Source organism: Pantoea sp. (assembly GCF_028283705.1).
GTDB lineage: Bacteria > Pseudomonadota > Gammaproteobacteria > Enterobacterales > Enterobacteriaceae > Pantoea.
In genome coordinates this window covers 96,912-113,221 of the sequence record NZ_JAPWKD010000034.1, presented here as the reverse complement: position 1 = coordinate 113,221, position 16,310 = coordinate 96,912, and the positions used below count along the sequence as shown (strand labels likewise).

At 50.2% G+C, this 16,310-nt stretch carries 14 protein-coding genes; 5 read left to right on the top strand and 9 right to left on the bottom strand.

Annotated elements, in window-relative coordinates:
* The first annotated feature begins 73 nt into the window (after window positions 1-73).
* Window positions 74-355 (top strand): hypothetical protein, encoded by a 282-nt coding sequence (locus PW844_RS27270; RefSeq protein WP_299458954.1) that lies wholly within the window; start codon window positions 74-76, stop codon window positions 353-355.
* A 457-nt stretch (window positions 356-812) separates the two neighbouring features.
* Window positions 813-1,529: a LuxR family transcriptional regulator gene (locus PW844_RS27265; protein WP_299458952.1), complete on the top strand. Its 717-nt coding sequence runs from the start codon at window positions 813-815 to the stop codon at window positions 1,527-1,529.
* A 112-nt stretch (window positions 1,530-1,641) separates the two neighbouring features.
* Here PW844_RS27265 and PW844_RS27260 read toward each other — a convergent pair whose 3' ends face one another.
* Window positions 1,642-2,262, bottom strand: a complete 621-nt coding sequence (locus PW844_RS27260; protein WP_299458950.1) for an N-acetyltransferase — start codon at window positions 2,260-2,262, stop codon at window positions 1,642-1,644.
* A gap of 973 nt (window positions 2,263-3,235) precedes the next feature.
* On the opposite strand from PW844_RS27260, the gene PW844_RS27255 reads away from it, so the two are divergent.
* Both PW844_RS27255 and ddlA read left to right on the top strand, forming a co-directional pair.
* Window positions 3,236-3,919 (top strand): formyltransferase family protein, encoded by a 684-nt coding sequence (locus PW844_RS27255; RefSeq protein WP_299458948.1) that lies wholly within the window; start codon window positions 3,236-3,238, stop codon window positions 3,917-3,919.
* A 768-nt stretch (window positions 3,920-4,687) separates the two neighbouring features.
* Window positions 4,688-5,782 (top strand): D-alanine--D-alanine ligase, encoded by a 1,095-nt coding sequence (ddlA, locus tag PW844_RS27250; RefSeq protein WP_299458946.1) that lies wholly within the window; start codon window positions 4,688-4,690, stop codon window positions 5,780-5,782.
* Window positions 5,783-5,785: 3 nt separating this feature from the next.
* Here the strand turns inward: ddlA and PW844_RS27245 are convergent, their stop codons facing one another.
* From PW844_RS27245 to PW844_RS27230, 4 genes are all read right to left on the bottom strand, one after another.
* Window positions 5,786-7,210: a sensor domain-containing diguanylate cyclase gene (locus PW844_RS27245; protein WP_299458944.1), complete on the bottom strand. Its 1,425-nt coding sequence runs from the start codon at window positions 7,208-7,210 to the stop codon at window positions 5,786-5,788.
* 252 nt (window positions 7,211-7,462) lie between these two features.
* Window positions 7,463-8,911: a SulP family inorganic anion transporter gene (locus PW844_RS27240; RefSeq protein WP_299460461.1), complete on the bottom strand. Its 1,449-nt coding sequence runs from the start codon at window positions 8,909-8,911 to the stop codon at window positions 7,463-7,465.
* Between the two features lie 2 nt (window positions 8,912-8,913).
* Complete coding sequence (locus tag PW844_RS27235) at window positions 8,914-9,555, bottom strand: carbonic anhydrase (protein WP_299460458.1); 642 nt, start codon at window positions 9,553-9,555, stop codon at window positions 8,914-8,916.
* A 568-nt stretch (window positions 9,556-10,123) separates the two neighbouring features.
* A complete protein-coding gene (locus PW844_RS27230; protein ID WP_299460455.1) occupies window positions 10,124-10,933 on the bottom strand; it encodes a 5'-nucleotidase, lipoprotein e(P4) family in 810 nt (269 codons plus the stop codon).
* Window positions 10,934-11,042: 109 nt separating this feature from the next.
* Between PW844_RS27230 and PW844_RS27225 the strand changes: the two genes are divergently transcribed.
* Entirely contained in the window at window positions 11,043-11,762 is a 720-nt protein-coding gene (locus PW844_RS27225; RefSeq protein ID WP_299458942.1) for a polyphenol oxidase family protein, read from the top strand.
* Here the strand turns inward: PW844_RS27225 and PW844_RS27220 are convergent.
* The 4 genes from PW844_RS27220 to idnD form a co-directional block, all read right to left on the bottom strand.
* A complete protein-coding gene (locus PW844_RS27220; protein ID WP_299458940.1) occupies window positions 11,726-12,754 on the bottom strand; it encodes a LacI family DNA-binding transcriptional regulator in 1,029 nt (342 codons plus the stop codon). The genes PW844_RS27225 and PW844_RS27220 overlap by 37 nt on opposite strands.
* A 31-nt stretch (window positions 12,755-12,785) precedes the next feature.
* On the bottom strand, window positions 12,786-14,105 hold the full coding sequence (locus tag PW844_RS27215; RefSeq protein WP_299458938.1) for a gluconate:H+ symporter: 1,320 nt from the start codon (window positions 14,103-14,105) through the stop codon (window positions 12,786-12,788).
* A 70-nt stretch (window positions 14,106-14,175) separates the two neighbouring features.
* Window positions 14,176-14,940 carry a gluconate 5-dehydrogenase gene (gene idnO, locus PW844_RS27210; protein ID WP_299458937.1) on the bottom strand — a complete coding sequence of 255 codons (765 nt, stop codon included), beginning with the start codon at window positions 14,938-14,940 and terminating at the stop codon, window positions 14,176-14,178.
* Window positions 14,941-14,950: 10 nt separating this feature from the next.
* Window positions 14,951-15,982: an L-idonate 5-dehydrogenase gene (idnD, locus tag PW844_RS27205; RefSeq protein ID WP_299458936.1), complete on the bottom strand. Its 1,032-nt coding sequence runs from the start codon at window positions 15,980-15,982 to the stop codon at window positions 14,951-14,953.
* Between the last annotated feature and the right edge of the window lie 328 nt (window positions 15,983-16,310).

Genomic DNA, 16,310 nt, shown 5'->3' with positions numbered 1-16,310 from the left:
GCCACTCTTTCCGATTTAATCCGAAAGTAATTTCCGATATAAACCGTTAATTTTTTACCGACAGTCGGAATCAGTGATTACAGCCATGGTAATGAGTGGTAACAATCAGAGCTTTATTGATGCTTTTGCTCATCTGCATGCATGCTTTGAAATTCTGCATCGCATAAAAACAAAAGGTGAATATGTTCTGGTTTTCATCGACCACCGGAAAATTCAGTTCTGGTTTATGAAACTAGCTCGTCAGAAATTTGGACTTGAACATATTGATCATATTAACAGTGATACATCTATCCAAAAACGGCAGGTTATTGTACGCCGATCCAGTGACGCCTTGAGCAAGATGTTGGCTTCCTGACCTGAAGGCGGCAGGCACAAGACTGAACACTAACTTCTGGCGTAATTATAGTACGAGTAAGAAAATAGCCCGGCATTATTCCAAAACAAACTAAAGTCTAGTAGACTAACTTTTATGCTGTTCATTTGGAACGTCATGGGTATAATGTTTAATTAGAGATATACACGATGAATACGCTCAGCACGCCTCACCCATCCCCGACTTCTGGTGCAATCACGCTAGTTCAAGTGTGTCACTGGAACCTTTGTTTCGGTCCCCCTCAACCTGATAATGACTATGATCTGATTGAAAAGTGAAACGCACTCGTTTTATTGAAAATACCTTCAGGTTATAAAAATTTATCTGTGTATGCACAGGTTTTCCGGAACATCATGTATAATATTTCGTATATACTGTAATATTTATTTTGTTCAGGGAAGTTATCATTCTGTAGCATTGAATTTAGAGATAATTTACCATGAAAAATTATTTTTCAGACACTGAGAAAAATAGTTATATAAAGCAGAGCTTAGAAAAACGGATAGGTGAATACCATAAGATTAACCACGCCTATGCTGTAATGGATAAAAGAAACACAGATAACATATTAATTGTTACTGATTTAACAGATGATTTCGCCAGTACATATCTTGAAAATAAATATCAAAATATTGATCCAGTCGTTGTCACTGGACTGAATCGTTTCACACCTTTTGTCTGGGATGATAATATTAAATTAAACTCACATTGGCCAATGGATAAGGTTTTCATTTTAAAAACTTATAGTTTTTTATGCGGGCATACTTTTGTTTTACATGATAACCACAATAACCTGGCAATGTTAACATTGTATTATGATAAATTCCTCATGGCTGATATTGGTAAAATTATAATAAAGCATAAAAATGATTTTCAGGGAATTCTACTTGATACTCATGAAATGCTTATTCAGATCTACAAACAATCGGAAGAAAAGAACGCAACTAATTCGGTCCTCTCTACCCGTGAGGCTGAAGTCCTCTACTGGAGCAGTATCGGTAAAACCTATGCTGAAGTGGCTGAGATCCTGCATCTCACCGTTAGCACGGTTAAATTCCACATGGGAAATACTGTCAGAAAGCTTGGTGTAAAGAATGCAAAACATGCTATTAGCTTAGCAAATGAACTCAACCTTATACCCCGACCCGGTAAATGATTCTGAGAGCTTGCATTTGTATTAAAGGTTAATGGTCAGACGGTAACCAATATATAAAACTACTGACCTCCAACCATCAATTTTGGATCAGCTCACTCAACGTACTTATTGATTATAACTCAGAAAATGCAACGGTTTGCTGTGGTTCACGCCAGACCGGATAGAATTCAGGGAAACCCTCTACCTTCCTGGAAGGTGCAGCAGCACGAAAACCCCATCGTCTGGTTATGATTTGTCCACCACGCCTTGTGCACTCGGAATAGCATGGAAAACCATTTTTATCAAGTATGGCACTCAGTTCTCCGAACAAAGTTGCCATTACTCTTGCCCCACCATGACCGCGATGTTCATGCTCTACAGCAGTGAGAAATAAATAATAATGAGGCTGAGTTCGGGGATGATAGTTGTCACATCCCCTCATCCACGCTGCAACAGCCGCATAGTCTGAGTCACATGCCCGGCGCAGTCGGTTATCGATATCAAGCTGTTCGTTGCTTATCGCCATAAATTCTGGTCGAAAATAGACCTGAACTCCCGCATAGTTTTCAATAAAGTGTATGCCGCCATATTCTCTGGCAAAATCAACGTAGACACGAAAAAAGCGCCACATTCGGTCAAACCGACCCACCCGATTGATAAATACAAATTTATATATCGGATCGTCAAAAAATTCGGCTGTCAGCAGATCGCAAATATTATCCAGATCTGAACCCCTGGCTTGCATACATTGCATTTTTATCTCCTTATTTTATACCTTTATTGAATAGCAGATAATCATGCTATTTCGCTAAAATATATTCATTCAACCTGACCTTTTTTAGCCAGTGAGTTGCGAAAATTTAATCTGAAATAGGGGATGCCCCTTTGCAGCGAAAAAATTAACCAGTAGAGCGAAAAGTTCAGGTTCGGCAGCCCCATGCTTATTCACTGGTCCCTACAACCAGTGGCTATCCGCTGTAAGGGGATATTGACCTGGATAATACTTATTCATACGTGCGCATTTTTATCCATAAAACACCCCTGACTTTAAGTGCAGTAAAGTACCATAAGGTATTGATAATTTTGCTGCATAAGTTCACACTTTCGGAAGAAATTATGAAAGAATGGTTGTGGTCATCAGATTTCAACCCAAATAAATAATAATATATTGATTTGTAATTTATTTTATGTCCGTATAATGAGAATTGTATTAAAAGAGGCTTTTTATTCAGATGCTGTAAACGCCGTTTTCTGTAACTGCACACAGCACTGCTATGCGTACTGCATTCGGGTTAATTTACTGATTTGCGTGTAGTGTGAAGGGTGAAGGGTGAGGATCAACCTGTATAAGCAGTTAGCATGCCTGATTATCTGTCATCCGTGATGGCAGCTATAATATCGCCCGAAGTGATGTCATGAGGTTATCCTCAATTAAAAATAATTTAATTTTTTGTTAAAAAAATAACTTTAGCCTGTATCTTACCATCCACACTACGGAAGACCGAAAAATAGATTGATTTGTAGAGTTAAATTATTGTAGCGTTCATTTCCAGTATTGTGGCTGAACGTATTACTACCCTTAATTAACTTGACTAAGGTGGCATATGTACACTTGTCTTACTGAATCACTATTTCAAACTAGCTTTCTTGCAAAAAAACTCAATAATCATAACCTGAGATGGATCGTAAGAAACTCTCGTGAACTCGATTGTGAAGAATTGAATGAAATGCATTCAATTCTTAGCAAAAAAGAATTCATAGGCAAAAAAGACTTAAACATTATCGAAAGATCTTATCGCGGACTGAGTGAAGCAGAAGAGTATTTAGCTTTAACATATGGAGTACCTAAATTACATCCATTAAAACTGGCTAACATTGTCACAACTATCGACTTTAATGATGATTTTCTATCTCATTGTACGAATGGTGTGAATGCGATTGATAATTCAGGTGCCATTGTATTTCTTAACGTCATCCTTAAAAATAAATGGATTGATTTTTTTGAGCAAAGAATAGTTAATGCTCATCCCGCTGTTTTACCTTACGCAAGAGGAATGTTCGCCATTGAGCAATTTCTCGTTTCTAACAATCAGTGTCAATTTGAACAAGCTGCTGGAGCAACAATCCATTATATCGATATGGGAATTGACACCGGGGCTATCATTGAGACGGCTCAATTGGAAAAAATATGGGATCTTGAATCAATCTGGGCCGTTAAAGGAGAATCTTACCTCTTAGCTTTCGAATTAATGAAATGTTATTTAACGCGTGAAAAAACATTTACTTTAACCGATTGTTATAGGGCCGACAAAACTGTACCAAGCCCTTTGTATTTTAGGCGTAACTTTTCACCAGAAATAAAAAAAACATCCGAAACCAAATTCATTACATTAAAAGGCAATAATACCTGATGTCAATTTCGGGTTATTTAAAATTACCAGCCAGTAATGTTAATCAGGGAGCAAGCATACTTTGTTAGTGGTTGCTGTTGTTTTCTGTTTATCAATTAAAAAATAAAAAACATCAGGTTATTTATCCTGTTAACCATTTTAATCTACATCCATATCGCAGAAAAGTTTAAATAATGATGGTGGTCAGATATAATCTTAAAACAAGCTTCCGAAAAAACTTAAAGATATTAAGTCCCTGGGCTACCCCCAATGGTGAGTGGGAAGTAAGGAAAAAAATGTAATAATCGCTAAATTCAAAACCAGTCAAGATATCAGGATTAATTACCGGGACACTTTTTCCAGTCTGCCGTCACTCATATTCAAAGCACGCATCATTTAGGAAATGCAATAACAATCTGTACTCTTAATATGAACACCAGGCGTATTGAAGAAATCAGCCTCATCAATCCAGAGATTACCGCCTGAACTTATGAAGTAGAAGGCCTCTATCCCCTTTACATTACCGTCTCTCTCCCTGGCAATCCCTAAACTTCACGATGCAAAAAACCTCACCTTTCTCAAATTTATGATCCACCTCACATTCCAATAAACTATACCAAGGTATAGTTTATTCAAGTATTTCCCTGGTGTTGGCCTTATTTGGCATCCCCTCGTCCGAGGGGATTTTTTTAACCTCTCCCTACTAAAGCCTGCAGCTACCCGCTATACCTGCGCCCCCCACCCCGTGTTATCTTACCCATTCGCTTTACCGCAATCGGACAAAAAACAATGGCAAAACAGTGCGTGGGAATCATTTTTGGTGGAAAGTCGGCCGAACATGAAGTGTCATTACAATCAGCAAAAAACATTCTTGAGTCTATCGATAAAAGCAAATTTGAGGTGGTGTTGCTGGGTATCGATAAGCAGGGTGAATGGCATCTGAACGATGCTTCCGGCTTTCTGCTTAACGCGGAGAATCCCGCACTGATAGCGCTTAACCGCTCCGGTGAGAATGTCGCGCTGGTGCCAGGTCAGGCATCGCAGCAGCTGATCACCCGTCACAACGCCCATCCCCTGTCGCAGGTTGATGTCATTTTCCCGATTGTGCATGGCACGCTGGGCGAAGATGGTTCGCTACAGGGTCTGCTGCGCATGGCGAACCTGCCATTTGTCGGTTCCGGTGTGCTGGGTTCTGCCGTCAGTATGGATAAAGATTTCACCAAACGTCTGCTGCGTGATGCCGGGCTGAATGTTGCCCCGTGGGTCAGCGTCACCCAGGCACAACGCGCCCAGCTTGATGTGCAGGCAGTGGTGGAGCGTTTTGGTCTGCCGCTGTTTATCAAACCAGCGAACCAGGGGTCCTCGGTTGGTGTCAGCAAAGTCAGCCATATTGAGGAATTAGCGGCTGCACTTGACCTTGCCTTTACCTTTGACCGCAAGGTACTGATTGAGCAAGGTATTAAAGGCCGCGAGATCGAATGCGCCGTGCTGGGCAATGACGACCCCGTCGCCAGTCCCTGTGGCGAAGTGGTGGTGCACGATGAGTTTTACTCGTATGACACCAAATACATCAGCGAGAACGGTGCTCAGGTCGTGGTGCCAGCCGCGATCGATGCTGAAGATAGCGAAGCGATCCGTGCCGTGGCGCTGAAAGCATTTCAGGCGCTGGAGTGCAGTGGTATGGCGCGTGTGGATGTGTTTCTCACGGAAGGCGGAGAGATCATCGTTAATGAAGTCAATACGTTGCCTGGCTTCACTAACATCAGCATGTATCCCAAGCTATGGCAGGCCGCAGGTCTGGATTACCGCGCGCTGATTACCCGTCTGATCGAGCTGGCGCTGGAACGCCATCAGCAAAGCAGCGCACTGAAAAGTAGCGTGTAACTATCAGGCAACGTCATTTACCATCGGGCGAGGCTCAACGGCTGGCGAAGTTTGATTGCGGCCGTTGCGCTTCGACAGATAAAGATTCTTATCTGCCGCCGAAATCAGGCGGTTAATCACACCCTGCCACTCACGCTCGTTTACCGCACTGCCATGTGCCAGCCCAAGGCTGCCGGTTACCGTCACGGTATTGCCCTGCAACCAGAACTTATCTTTAACCATCGACTGGCGAATCGCTTCGGCCAGTTGATACAACTGGATGTAGCTATAGTCAAAAACCACCACGACAAATTCTTCGCCACCAAAGCGGCAAACCAGCCCGCGATTATTCACCACATCCTGAATACGCCGGGCAATTTCTTCCAGCACGCCATCACCGGCATCATGACCAAAGTTGTCGTTAATAGCCTTGAAGTAGTCAACATCCAGCATCACCACCCCGGCGACACGGTGCAGAGAGAAAGGCTCCTGGCGCAGATTTTCATACAAACCCGAACGCGACAGCAGCTGGGTGAGGAAATCAAAATTGGCGCGCAACGATAGCCGCTGATTCAGCTGACGGATGGCGTCCATGCTGACGGCCACCAGCAACGGGCTGATGGTGATGGTCGCGACGCCAAGGCGTACTGAGGTGAGATGGCTGATCGGCAACAAAGCATCATCGCCCTGAATATTCATCACCCCGTGGGAAACCAGAATGATTTCGGTGATCCCGGTGAGCAACAGTACCAGGCTGGTGATGGGGATCGGCAACACAATCGCACACCAGATCAATGCCGGAACCGGGAAAGTCAGGCTACCCGCCCCGCCAATCATCGCGCCGATAGTCAGCGACAATACGACACCAACCAGCGGCAGCAACTTGCTGGCATGTAATAATGAACGCCAGGCGACCGAGCGCAGCGGGCGCGCCAGCAGTACTGGCAGCAGCATCAGCGATGTAGAAAATTGCTCACTGAACCAATCGCCCCAGGCGGTGACAAAACGCGCACTGAAGCCAACCTCCTGCACCCAGGCCCCCCAGGTCGCGCACGACATCGCTGCCAGCAGGCAAGCGGGGAAAATACGCATGGCGTTAATCACCCGGCTATTTGCCGATGGGGGCAACAGATGCTTAATCAGCATGCTGACCGCCACCAGGATAAACAGGATATTGGCCACGTTGAGGGTCACGGCGAGCATGGCCCAGCCGGAGAACACCGTATCGTTAAAGACCATCGCCACAAAACATACGACATAACTGGAGATACGATGCAGAAAAGGATTACGCACCATCAACCCGCTAATCAGCGCGTTGACCGGCCAGAACAGCGACAGCTCCTGCGGCACACGCAGATGGCTGCCAATAAAGCAGAAGAACAGCGTGATGAGGAACAGCGAGAGAGCATTCTTTTTAAAATTATTCTCTGCAAACAGCTTAACGCGCATACGTCGAACCCTGTAACCTGGAAAGTCGCTGCCATATGCCGGGGGCATCAGCAGGCATTAAACCTGAAAAAAGGACATTCTGATTCGTTAATTAAGCCCGTGTTCATCATTCAACTCTGCGCCTGGGGGCCTGAGAGAAGCCAGGCAATGATGGAGAAAAGCGCGACAATTATGCCCTGTAAATAAAAAAATCGGATATCCGAGATATCCGATTTTTAAGTAATAACACAAATTTCAGCTGCAGACGGATTGCTATTTTACCGCGACTGGCCACTGACTGAGGCGAATGCCGCGTTTATCCGCATTTTCGCCAAAATCCTGTAGCACCGCTTTGACATCCGGGTCGAGATACTCGGCATTATCGTGGTCCACAATCACCACGCTGTTTTCCGGGATCTCTGCCAGCAGGCCCTGCAATTTGGGGTTATGCATAAAGGTCAGATTCTGCTGGAAGCGCAGCACGTAATGGTCGTCATAACGGGTCAGTTGCAACGCATTGCGGTGGCTCTGATACAGGCTGAAAAGTATCTGAGTGGCGATACCGATACCAATTCCGGCCAGCATACCAAATACGATAATGCCGCCGATGGTGGCAAGGAAGGGCACATATTGCTGCGCCCCCATGCGCATTTGCTCAACGAGCAGACGTGGCGTTGCCAGCTTATACCCGGTGTACAGCAACACGGCCGCGAGACTGGCGAGCGGGATCGCATTCAACAACTCGCTAAACCACAGCCCGCAAATCAGCAACAACACGCCATGCAGCAGAATCGATACCTTACTTTGCGCCCCGACGCTGACGTTCACCGAACTGCGCACAATCACTGCGGTGATCGGCATCGCTCCCAGCAACCCGGCGGTGAGGTTCCCCACCCCCTGGGCAAACATCTCTTTGTTTGGCGAGGGAGCCGGATGCTGTGGACGCAGTTTTTTCAGCGCCTCCTGGCTGAGCAACGTTTCCAGGCTCGCCACCAGCGCCAGCGTCAGCGCCACCACCCATACCGCAGGGTTTTGCCATGCCAGCCAGTCCGGGGTTTCCAGCTCGGCTGCCAATGCCGCCATGCTGTCAAAGGCAGGCAGAGTGATGCGCGGCAAACCCGCCACCCCCGACACCGTCGCCAGACACCCCACCAGCACTGCCACCAACGGGCCGGGGATCCAGCTTAGCGCTTTGATCGATTTGATAAATGGCGTGGTCCAGAACCACAAAATCAGCAGCCCGACACCGGCCACCAGCATCGCCGAGGCCGAGAACGCGAATTCGCCATTTAACAGCGACATCAGCTCCGCATAGCCCGCCGCACCCAGCGCGACCGGAATCTGCTGGATAATCAGCAAAATACCGATCGCCGCCAACATCCCCTTGATGACACTCCCCGGAACCAGGGCAATAAAGCGTCCGGCACGCAGCACACCAAACAGGCACTGCAACAAACCGGCGAGCATCAAGGCGGTGAGAAAAGCGGAGAAGCTGCCCAGTGTCTCAATCGACGCCACCACGATGGTGACCAGGCCCGCCGCCGGTCCGCTCACGGCAAAGCGCGACGGACTGAGCGCCGTGACCAGCAATCCGCCAATCACGCCGGTGAGCAGACCGGCAAACGGTGGCAGACCGCTGGCCTGGGCAATCCCGAGACAAAGTGGCAGCGCCACCAGAAAAACCACCAGACCGGCCGGAATATCCTGGCGCAGGGTATTCAGATTCATGGTATCGATTCCTCTGCAGATTGCTGAATTAACTCTTTCAGATGGCCAGACTGCAGGTCATACACGCAGCCAAACACATCCAGTTGTTGTCCGGCCTGCCACGCCAGCCGTACCGGTTCGGTTACCACTAACTGCGAAAACTGGGTAATCACGTTGGCTTCCACCAGACGATTAAGCTTGCTGCCCTCTTCTTCCTGTACGCTGGCCGCACGATATTCCACCAACCCCTGCGCTAAACCGCTGCGCAGTGCGGCAATACGCCGCGCCAGCGCCGAATCTTCCTTTGCCAGCGGGCTTTCTGGCAGACCCAGCGCAGCCTGCACCCCGCCACAGCCGTAATGGCCGCACAACACCACACGCTCAACACCGAGATAGAAAATCGCGTACTGCAACACGCTCATCAGATTGTCGTCATCAGGCACCACCATGTTGGCGATGTTGCGATGGACAAACAGTTCGCCCGGATGTGCACCGGTCAATACCTCGGCCGGCACACGACTATCAGAACAGCCAATCCAGAGTGAATGCGGTTTTTGCTGATGAAGATATTTTTCGAAATAGTGCGGATTACGCTGGCGGCGCTGTAATGCCCAACTGCGATTTTTCGCTAATAAGGGTTTGAGTGTCGTCACAATTATCTTCTCTTAATGTCCGGGAATACCGTATCCAGGCGAATTACGCCGTGAATAAGACAGGGCTCAGGGGAAAAAGCAGAGCTTCCTCACAAAAAATGGTTATAGACGCTTAAGAGTAGTAATGCACCATGGTTATTTCCAGACCCTTCAATTTAAGGCTAAATGTAAATTTAGATTCAGTTTATGTCGGAAGAAAGTAAGGTTTTGCAAGGCAGCGGGGAAATGTTACGGAGGATGATACTCATTAATATCATACCGTTAAGTTAAAAATTAAATAATGCATACTCAATGCGATGACAAAAAAATACACGCAGTGATGTTGAGGTTAATTTTATTTAAACGATGCGGGCCATTTAATACCAGGAAATTTCTTAATTACAAAATTTATGATTGGATGATTTCACTACCCGTCTATTAAAAGCACCGAATATTACGCTATTTATAGCGCCCGGTTACGGTAAGAGATCACGAAAATAATGAGAAGAATAATAGTTGCGATGAAAAGTAAATATTTCCGGACCTGAAAGGGCTAAATAGCGCCCGACACAGCAGGCGCTTTTTTCCTGACGAATTATTTACCGTCCCACGCTCTCAGACGCGCTGCACGTACCTGCAACTGCTGTTCTGGCGTCAGCTTGTTGTAGTTTTCCGCCATCCCGCTTTCCCAGTCACCGTACAGCGGGTTGGGCAGCACGATAAATTGCGTACCAAAGCGTTGATGATTGCCGCTGACAAATGCCTGGCGCTGCGCATTGCCCTGGTGCCATGTCGCACCCCCGAAATCATTCAGGTTGTCACCCGCGTACAGCACCACGTTATAGCCTTCGGCCTTGATCGCATCGAAACGCGCCTGTTTGTTGGAGCTACCGGTGCTGAGTCGTACCGTTTTATCATTAACCCCGCTGAAACCCAGCTTCTTCAGGTTATCCACCGTCGCGGCGTAATCCTTTTGGTCGCGGTTGGAGACGTAAAACATAGTGCCGCCGTGGCTGTTAACGTAGTTGGCAAATTCCACCGCACCTGGCACCGCCAGAGCCTGACGCGCCTGTGTCCAGGCTGACCAGGTTTTACCGCTAAAAGGCTGACCATTTTTTGCCTGCCACGCACTGTAGGCGCTGTTATCGATCATGGTTTCATCGAGGTCAACAATCACGGCTTTGGGTTTACCGGCCAGCGAAGGTGCCTGATCAAACGCCATACGCGCGGTGTTGAACGCCTGCCAGCTCAGCGCCTGATACTCGCCCGATTGCTGGAACCAGTTTACCGCCAGTACCGACTGCTGGCCGAGCTGCGCCTGTGCCTGCTGTTTCGAAGGCTGCGCACAGCCGGTGAGCGCCAGCGCCATCAGGCCGATTGTTGCCAGCCAGGTGGTTTTTTTCATCATTTCATCCTTAAGTGATTACGGTCAGTTTGTGTAAAGCTGTCAAAATGTAGCAGTTAACGTAAGCTGTTGGCAGCAGAAAGCGATCGGCTCGATAAAGGAGATACTTATGGCTCACCCTGAACATCCGGCACCACGCTCAGCATTGCTCGATACGCTGGGCTGGCTGGAATATGCTTTTCAGCCAGCGGGCGTACCGGCACCCCTTGACGCCGCCTATGGACACCAGCGTCACAGTGCCAACGTGGTGATGGCGGGTGACAACCTGCCGCCCAAAAGCTGCGAATCCGATGGGGTGATTGGTGAGGATAACCGGCCGGTCGCGGTCTACACGGCCGACTGTCTGCCGGTGCTGTTCGCCGATACCCATAACCATCAGGTTGCCGCAGTACATGCCGGGCTGAAAGGAACCTTGTCCGGCGTGCTGAATAGCGCTATTGACCGCCTGCTGGCGTTAGGTGCTCAGCCCGCTACCCTGCATGTCGCCATCGGTCCGGCAATTGGGCCGTGCTGCTATGAACTGGGCGAGGATTTAGTGACGCAAATGCAGGCGCAGCCCGGTTTACCTACACTGAACTGGTCGGCCATCCAGCCGGAAAATCCGCAGGCCATCCGGCCTCAGGCACGCGCCCAGCAGCAGGGGATTTGGTTTGATCTGCCGCATCTGGCACGGGGATTATTACAGCAACGCGGCATTCCGGCAGAACAGATTGAAGTGGTGCCGCTATGCACCTATTGCATGGCCGAAGCCGGTTCCAGTTACCGCTACAACACCCATTTTGCCAGCGGCTATCAATCCCGCTTCTCATGGATTCGTTGTCGCGACTGAATGGTTTCGCCCATAAAGATCTGATAGTTGAGATCGATGCTGTCAGCATTGAAGGTCGGATCGGCAATTTTCTTCAGCAGCAGCTCCGCCGCCTGGACGCCAATGGCGTAGCGCGGCGTGATCACACTGGCGAGGCTGGGATACATCTCCCGGCTGATATCAAGGCCGTGAAAACCGGTAATGGCGATCTCATCCGGCACCGCTATCCCCTGGCGCTGGCACCAGAGCAGCGCACCCAGCGAAATATCGTCATTGGTACAAAAGACCGCGTCCAGCTCCGGATGCAGCCGTAACGCCTGCTCCAGCATGGTTGCCCCGAGCCGCTGGGAAGAAAGGGTGCGCGGATTCATCCGTGCCGCACGCAGCCCCCTTTCCTGCATCGCTTTGCGGAATCCCTGGAAGCGAAACTCATCCCGGCGATCATCCAGCGAACCGAGATAAACAATGCAGCGTCGCCCCTGCTCCAGCAGCGTGCGCGTCATATCATAACCCGCATTGAAGTTGTTAAAACCCACCTGCATATCGAGGCACGGCCCCTGGGTATCCATCACTTCAACGATGGGGATCTTTGCCGCTCGCAGGTGCTTTACCGTTCGCAGCGTATGCTGTTTTTCACACAGAATGATGCCGTCAATATTCCACGCCAGCAGATTGAGCACCTGCTCCTCTTCGCTGCGTGCATCGTAGTTGTAGTTGGCAATCAGGGTCTGGTAGCGACCGGCGCGCGTGGCATATTCAATGCCGCTCAGCAGATCGGCAAAGATCTGGTTTTTAAACGAAGGGATCAGTACGCCCAGCGTGTCGCTTTTCGTGGGTGACTGCACCCCGGCCACAGGCTGAGGCACATAGTTCAGTTCTTTGATGACCCGCGCAATACGTTCGCCGGTATGGCTGGCTACCTTATCCGGCGTACGCAGGTAGCGGCTGACGGTCATTTTGGTCACGCCCGCCAGCTCGGCAATGTCCTGAAGAGAGATTCGATGCTCAGTCATGATGGCTCACCTCCCTGTGCAGCCACATCGGTTAGTGGATCAGCGTATTAAGGATTAACACGCCAGCCAGACCCAGCACCGAGATCAGCGTTTCCATCACAGTCCAGGTTTTCAGCGTCTCCACCACGCTGAGGTTGAAATACCCTTTGAACAGCCAGAAGCCCGGATCGTTCACGTGCGAGGCGATCACGCTGCCCGATCCCACAGCCAGCACCATCAGCGCCGGATCGGCGTGGGTCGCCGCGATAATCGGCGTCACAATGCCGGCCGTAGTGATGGCGGCGACTGTCGCCGATCCCAGCGCAACACGCAACATCGCAGCCACGGTCCAGCACATCAGCAGCGGGGACAACGAAGATCCTTTCATCATATCGGCGATATAGTTGCCGACGCCGCTATCCACCAGCACCTGTTTGAAGGCACCACCACCAGCGATGATAAAGACGATCATGGCGATAGCGGCGATGGACTCTCCGCACATGTCCATCACTTCACCCATCTTACGACCGTTACGCAGGCCCAGCGTCAACACCGCAATCACCACGGCGATAAACAACGCCACCGCCGGGTTACCGATAAATTCAAAGAACTGGCGCAGCGGATTCTCTTTCGGTGTGGTCAGCTCAAACACCGCAGCAATCGCCATCAGCACCACCGGGATGACGGCGGCGAAGATACTGATACCAAAGCCCGGCATCTCTTCTTCGGTGAAGATTTTCGGGTTATACAGCCCTTCCGGCGGTGATTTTTCAAAGCTTTTGAGGAATTTTGAGAAGATCGGGCCTGCGACAATGACGGTTGGAATGGTGATGATCATGCCGTACAGCAGCGTGGTGCCAAGGTTCGCACCGAAGATGGTGGCGATAGCCGTTGGCCCCGGATGCGGCGGCAGAAAGCAGTGAGTCACCGACAGCGCAGCCACCATCGGCACACCGACATACAGCAGCGGTAAACCAGCAGCCGCCACGATGGTGAACACCAGCGGCAGCAGCAGCACAAATCCCACTTCATAGAACATCGCCAGGCCAACAATCAGGCCGGTGACCACCAGCGCCCATTGCAGCCGTTCCTTACCGAAGGCGGCAATCAGCGTAGTGGCAACACGTTGCGCGGCCCCGGTGTCAGACACCAGCCGCCCGAGCATGGCACCAAAGCCGAGGATCATTGCCAGTCCGCCCAGCGTCGAACCGATCCCTTTCTGGATCGACGCCATCACATTCAGCGGCGTCATCCCTTCGGCGATACCCACCACTGCGGAGACAAACACCAACGCGATAAAGCCGTTGACCTTAAAAACAATCATTAAAACCAGCAGGAGAACCACGCCCAGAACGATTATGGTTATTGGCATTTTTATTATCCATACAGATACAAAGAGGTGATTTAGGTTTAGGCGCACCCTGGTGAATGCGCCACTTTCATCAAACCGCTACGCGCATACCACCATCAACAAACAGCAGGTGACCATTAACAAAATCCGACGCTTTAGAGGACAGGAACACGGCTGCGCCGATCAGCTCCTCGGGTTTGCCCCAGCGCGCTGCCGGGGTGCGTTTGGTGAGCCAGCCGGTAAAGGCGGGATCGTCTGCCAGCGCCTGGGTCATTTCGGTCACGAAGTAGCCCGGTGCAATGGCGTTGACCTGGATATTGTGACGCGCCAGTTCTACGCACATACCACGCGTCAGCATGGTCACTGCCCCTTTGGATGCGGCGTAAGGCGTGATGGTGTCGCGCCCTAATTCGCTTTGCATCGAACCGATGTTGATGATTTTGCCCTGCTGACGATCCACCATCTTCTTCGCCACCGTTTGTGAGACGAGGAATACTGCGGTCTGGTTAACGGCGATAACGTCATTCCAGTCCTGCTCCGGGAATTCGAGGAACGGGCGACGGCGCTGAATCCCGGCGTTGTTCACCAGCACATCAATCGCACCCCACTCGGCTTCAATCTCGTCCACAGCCTGCTGTACCTGAGCTGACTGCGTCACATCAAACGCCTTCGCCTGGGCGCGCAGCCCCAAATCGCGCAGTTTGGCGGCTGCCTGTTCCGCACCCGCCGGGGTGGTGGCGTTAACAATCACTTCCGCACCGGCCTCGGCCAGGCCGCGTGCCAGCAAGAAACCAATGCCGCGTGCCGAACCGGTGATCAGAACACGTTTACCTTCGAGGGAAAAAAGCTGACTCATAACCATCTCCTTAAAATGTTAACTGGACTTTTGCGGCACGGGTTTTGTCACCCGCAAACTGCAGCGCAGCATCAATGTCCTGCCAGCCATACTCACCGCTGAACAACGGCAATGGGTTGACAATGCCCTGAGCCAGCCACTCGACGGCAGTGTTGAATTCGTGGGTAAAACGGAAGGAACCGACCAGGTTAATCTCTTTGGCAATCAACTGCATAATCGGGAACGAAGGGATGGCACCGCCCATGCCCACCTGCACCAGCGTGCCTTTGGCGCAGACCACATCCAGGCAACGTTGCAGCGATGACGGATGCCCGGAAGCTTCAAACGCCACGTCAAAATAGCCCTTATCAGCCAGATACGGCGTGAAGTCGCCAGTGGCGGCATGAATCACGTCAGTTGCCCCCATCTGCTGTGCCATTGCCAGCGAACGCTCGCTGATATCGCTGCACACCACCGACGCCGCACCGCGTGCTTTAGCCGCGGCGGCAATCAGGCAACCGATCGGGCCAACCCCGGAGATAAATACATGCTTGCCGGTGAGATCGCCAGCCTGATGGGTGGCGTGAATGCACACCGCCAGCGGCTCGGCAAATACCATCACACTTTCATCAGCATCCTGGGGAAAGGGGACGCACTGCGCGCTATCCACCACTTTGTACTGGGTGAAACCGCCGTCAACGTGCGGTACATACATGGCGCTGCCGAAGAAACGCATGGAGACGCATTGGTTCTCCTGCTCGCGCTGGCAATATTTGCACTCTCCGCAGGGCTTAGAAGGGTTAACCGCCACTTTCTGATCGGGCTTCAGTCGCGGGTCGTCGCTTTCAACCACATAGCCAATCACTTCATGGCCGAGAATCATTGGCATTTTGACTTCAAAGCTGCCGACTTTGCCTTCCTGATAATAATGCAGATCCGAACCGCAAATGCCGCCGCGCGTAATGCGCACCAGCGTCCCTTTGCCGTTCCACTCCACCTGCTGCTGTGCCACGCTGACTTGTTGTTTTCCGGTGATCACGCAGGATTGCGTTTCGATATTCATAACTTCCCCATTCAGTGGTGTTGCAATGGGGGCCATAAAACCGGGTTAGCGGGGTTAAAACTGTGACGAAGATCACTCAAAAACATGTTACGAAAAAGCTGTTACGCATAACGTGATACACGATCGTCCTACCCGAAACTCAGTGAGAGAAATTTCCTGGTTATCGCCAGACCGGTCCTGGTTACCTCCCATCCCGAACCTGTGAAGATACGCCCATCCTCAATGGGGATAGCTGGATTGAGTCTCAGTAATTAATAACTAAAGAGCTAAGTCGTTAGCCATGACCTTAATGCCATTTCAGGGTGAGTAAGTTCTTTCCCGTGCCTGG

Coding starts and splice junctions, on each gene's coding strand:
- PW844_RS27265 (WP_299458952.1), top strand. CDS start 813: ATGAAAAATTATTTTTCAGACACTGAGAAAAATAGTTATATAAAGCAG.
- PW844_RS27260 (WP_299458950.1), bottom strand. CDS start 2,262: ATGCAATGTATGCAAGCCAGGGGTTCAGATCTGGATAATATTTGCGAT.
- PW844_RS27255 (WP_299458948.1), top strand. CDS start 3,236: ATGCATTCAATTCTTAGCAAAAAAGAATTCATAGGCAAAAAAGACTTA.
- ddlA (WP_299458946.1), top strand. CDS start 4,688: ATGGCAAAACAGTGCGTGGGAATCATTTTTGGTGGAAAGTCGGCCGAA.
- PW844_RS27245 (WP_299458944.1), bottom strand. CDS start 7,210: ATGCGCGTTAAGCTGTTTGCAGAGAATAATTTTAAAAAGAATGCTCTC.
- PW844_RS27230 (WP_299460455.1), bottom strand. CDS start 10,933: ATGAAAAAAACCACCTGGCTGGCAACAATCGGCCTGATGGCGCTGGCG.
- PW844_RS27225 (WP_299458942.1), top strand. CDS start 11,043: ATGGCTCACCCTGAACATCCGGCACCACGCTCAGCATTGCTCGATACG.
- PW844_RS27220 (WP_299458940.1), bottom strand. CDS start 12,754: ATGACTGAGCATCGAATCTCTCTTCAGGACATTGCCGAGCTGGCGGGC.
- PW844_RS27215 (WP_299458938.1), bottom strand. CDS start 14,105: ATGCCAATAACCATAATCGTTCTGGGCGTGGTTCTCCTGCTGGTTTTA.
- idnO (WP_299458937.1), bottom strand. CDS start 14,940: ATGAGTCAGCTTTTTTCCCTCGAAGGTAAACGTGTTCTGATCACCGGT.
- idnD (WP_299458936.1), bottom strand. CDS start 15,982: ATGAATATCGAAACGCAATCCTGCGTGATCACCGGAAAACAACAAGTC.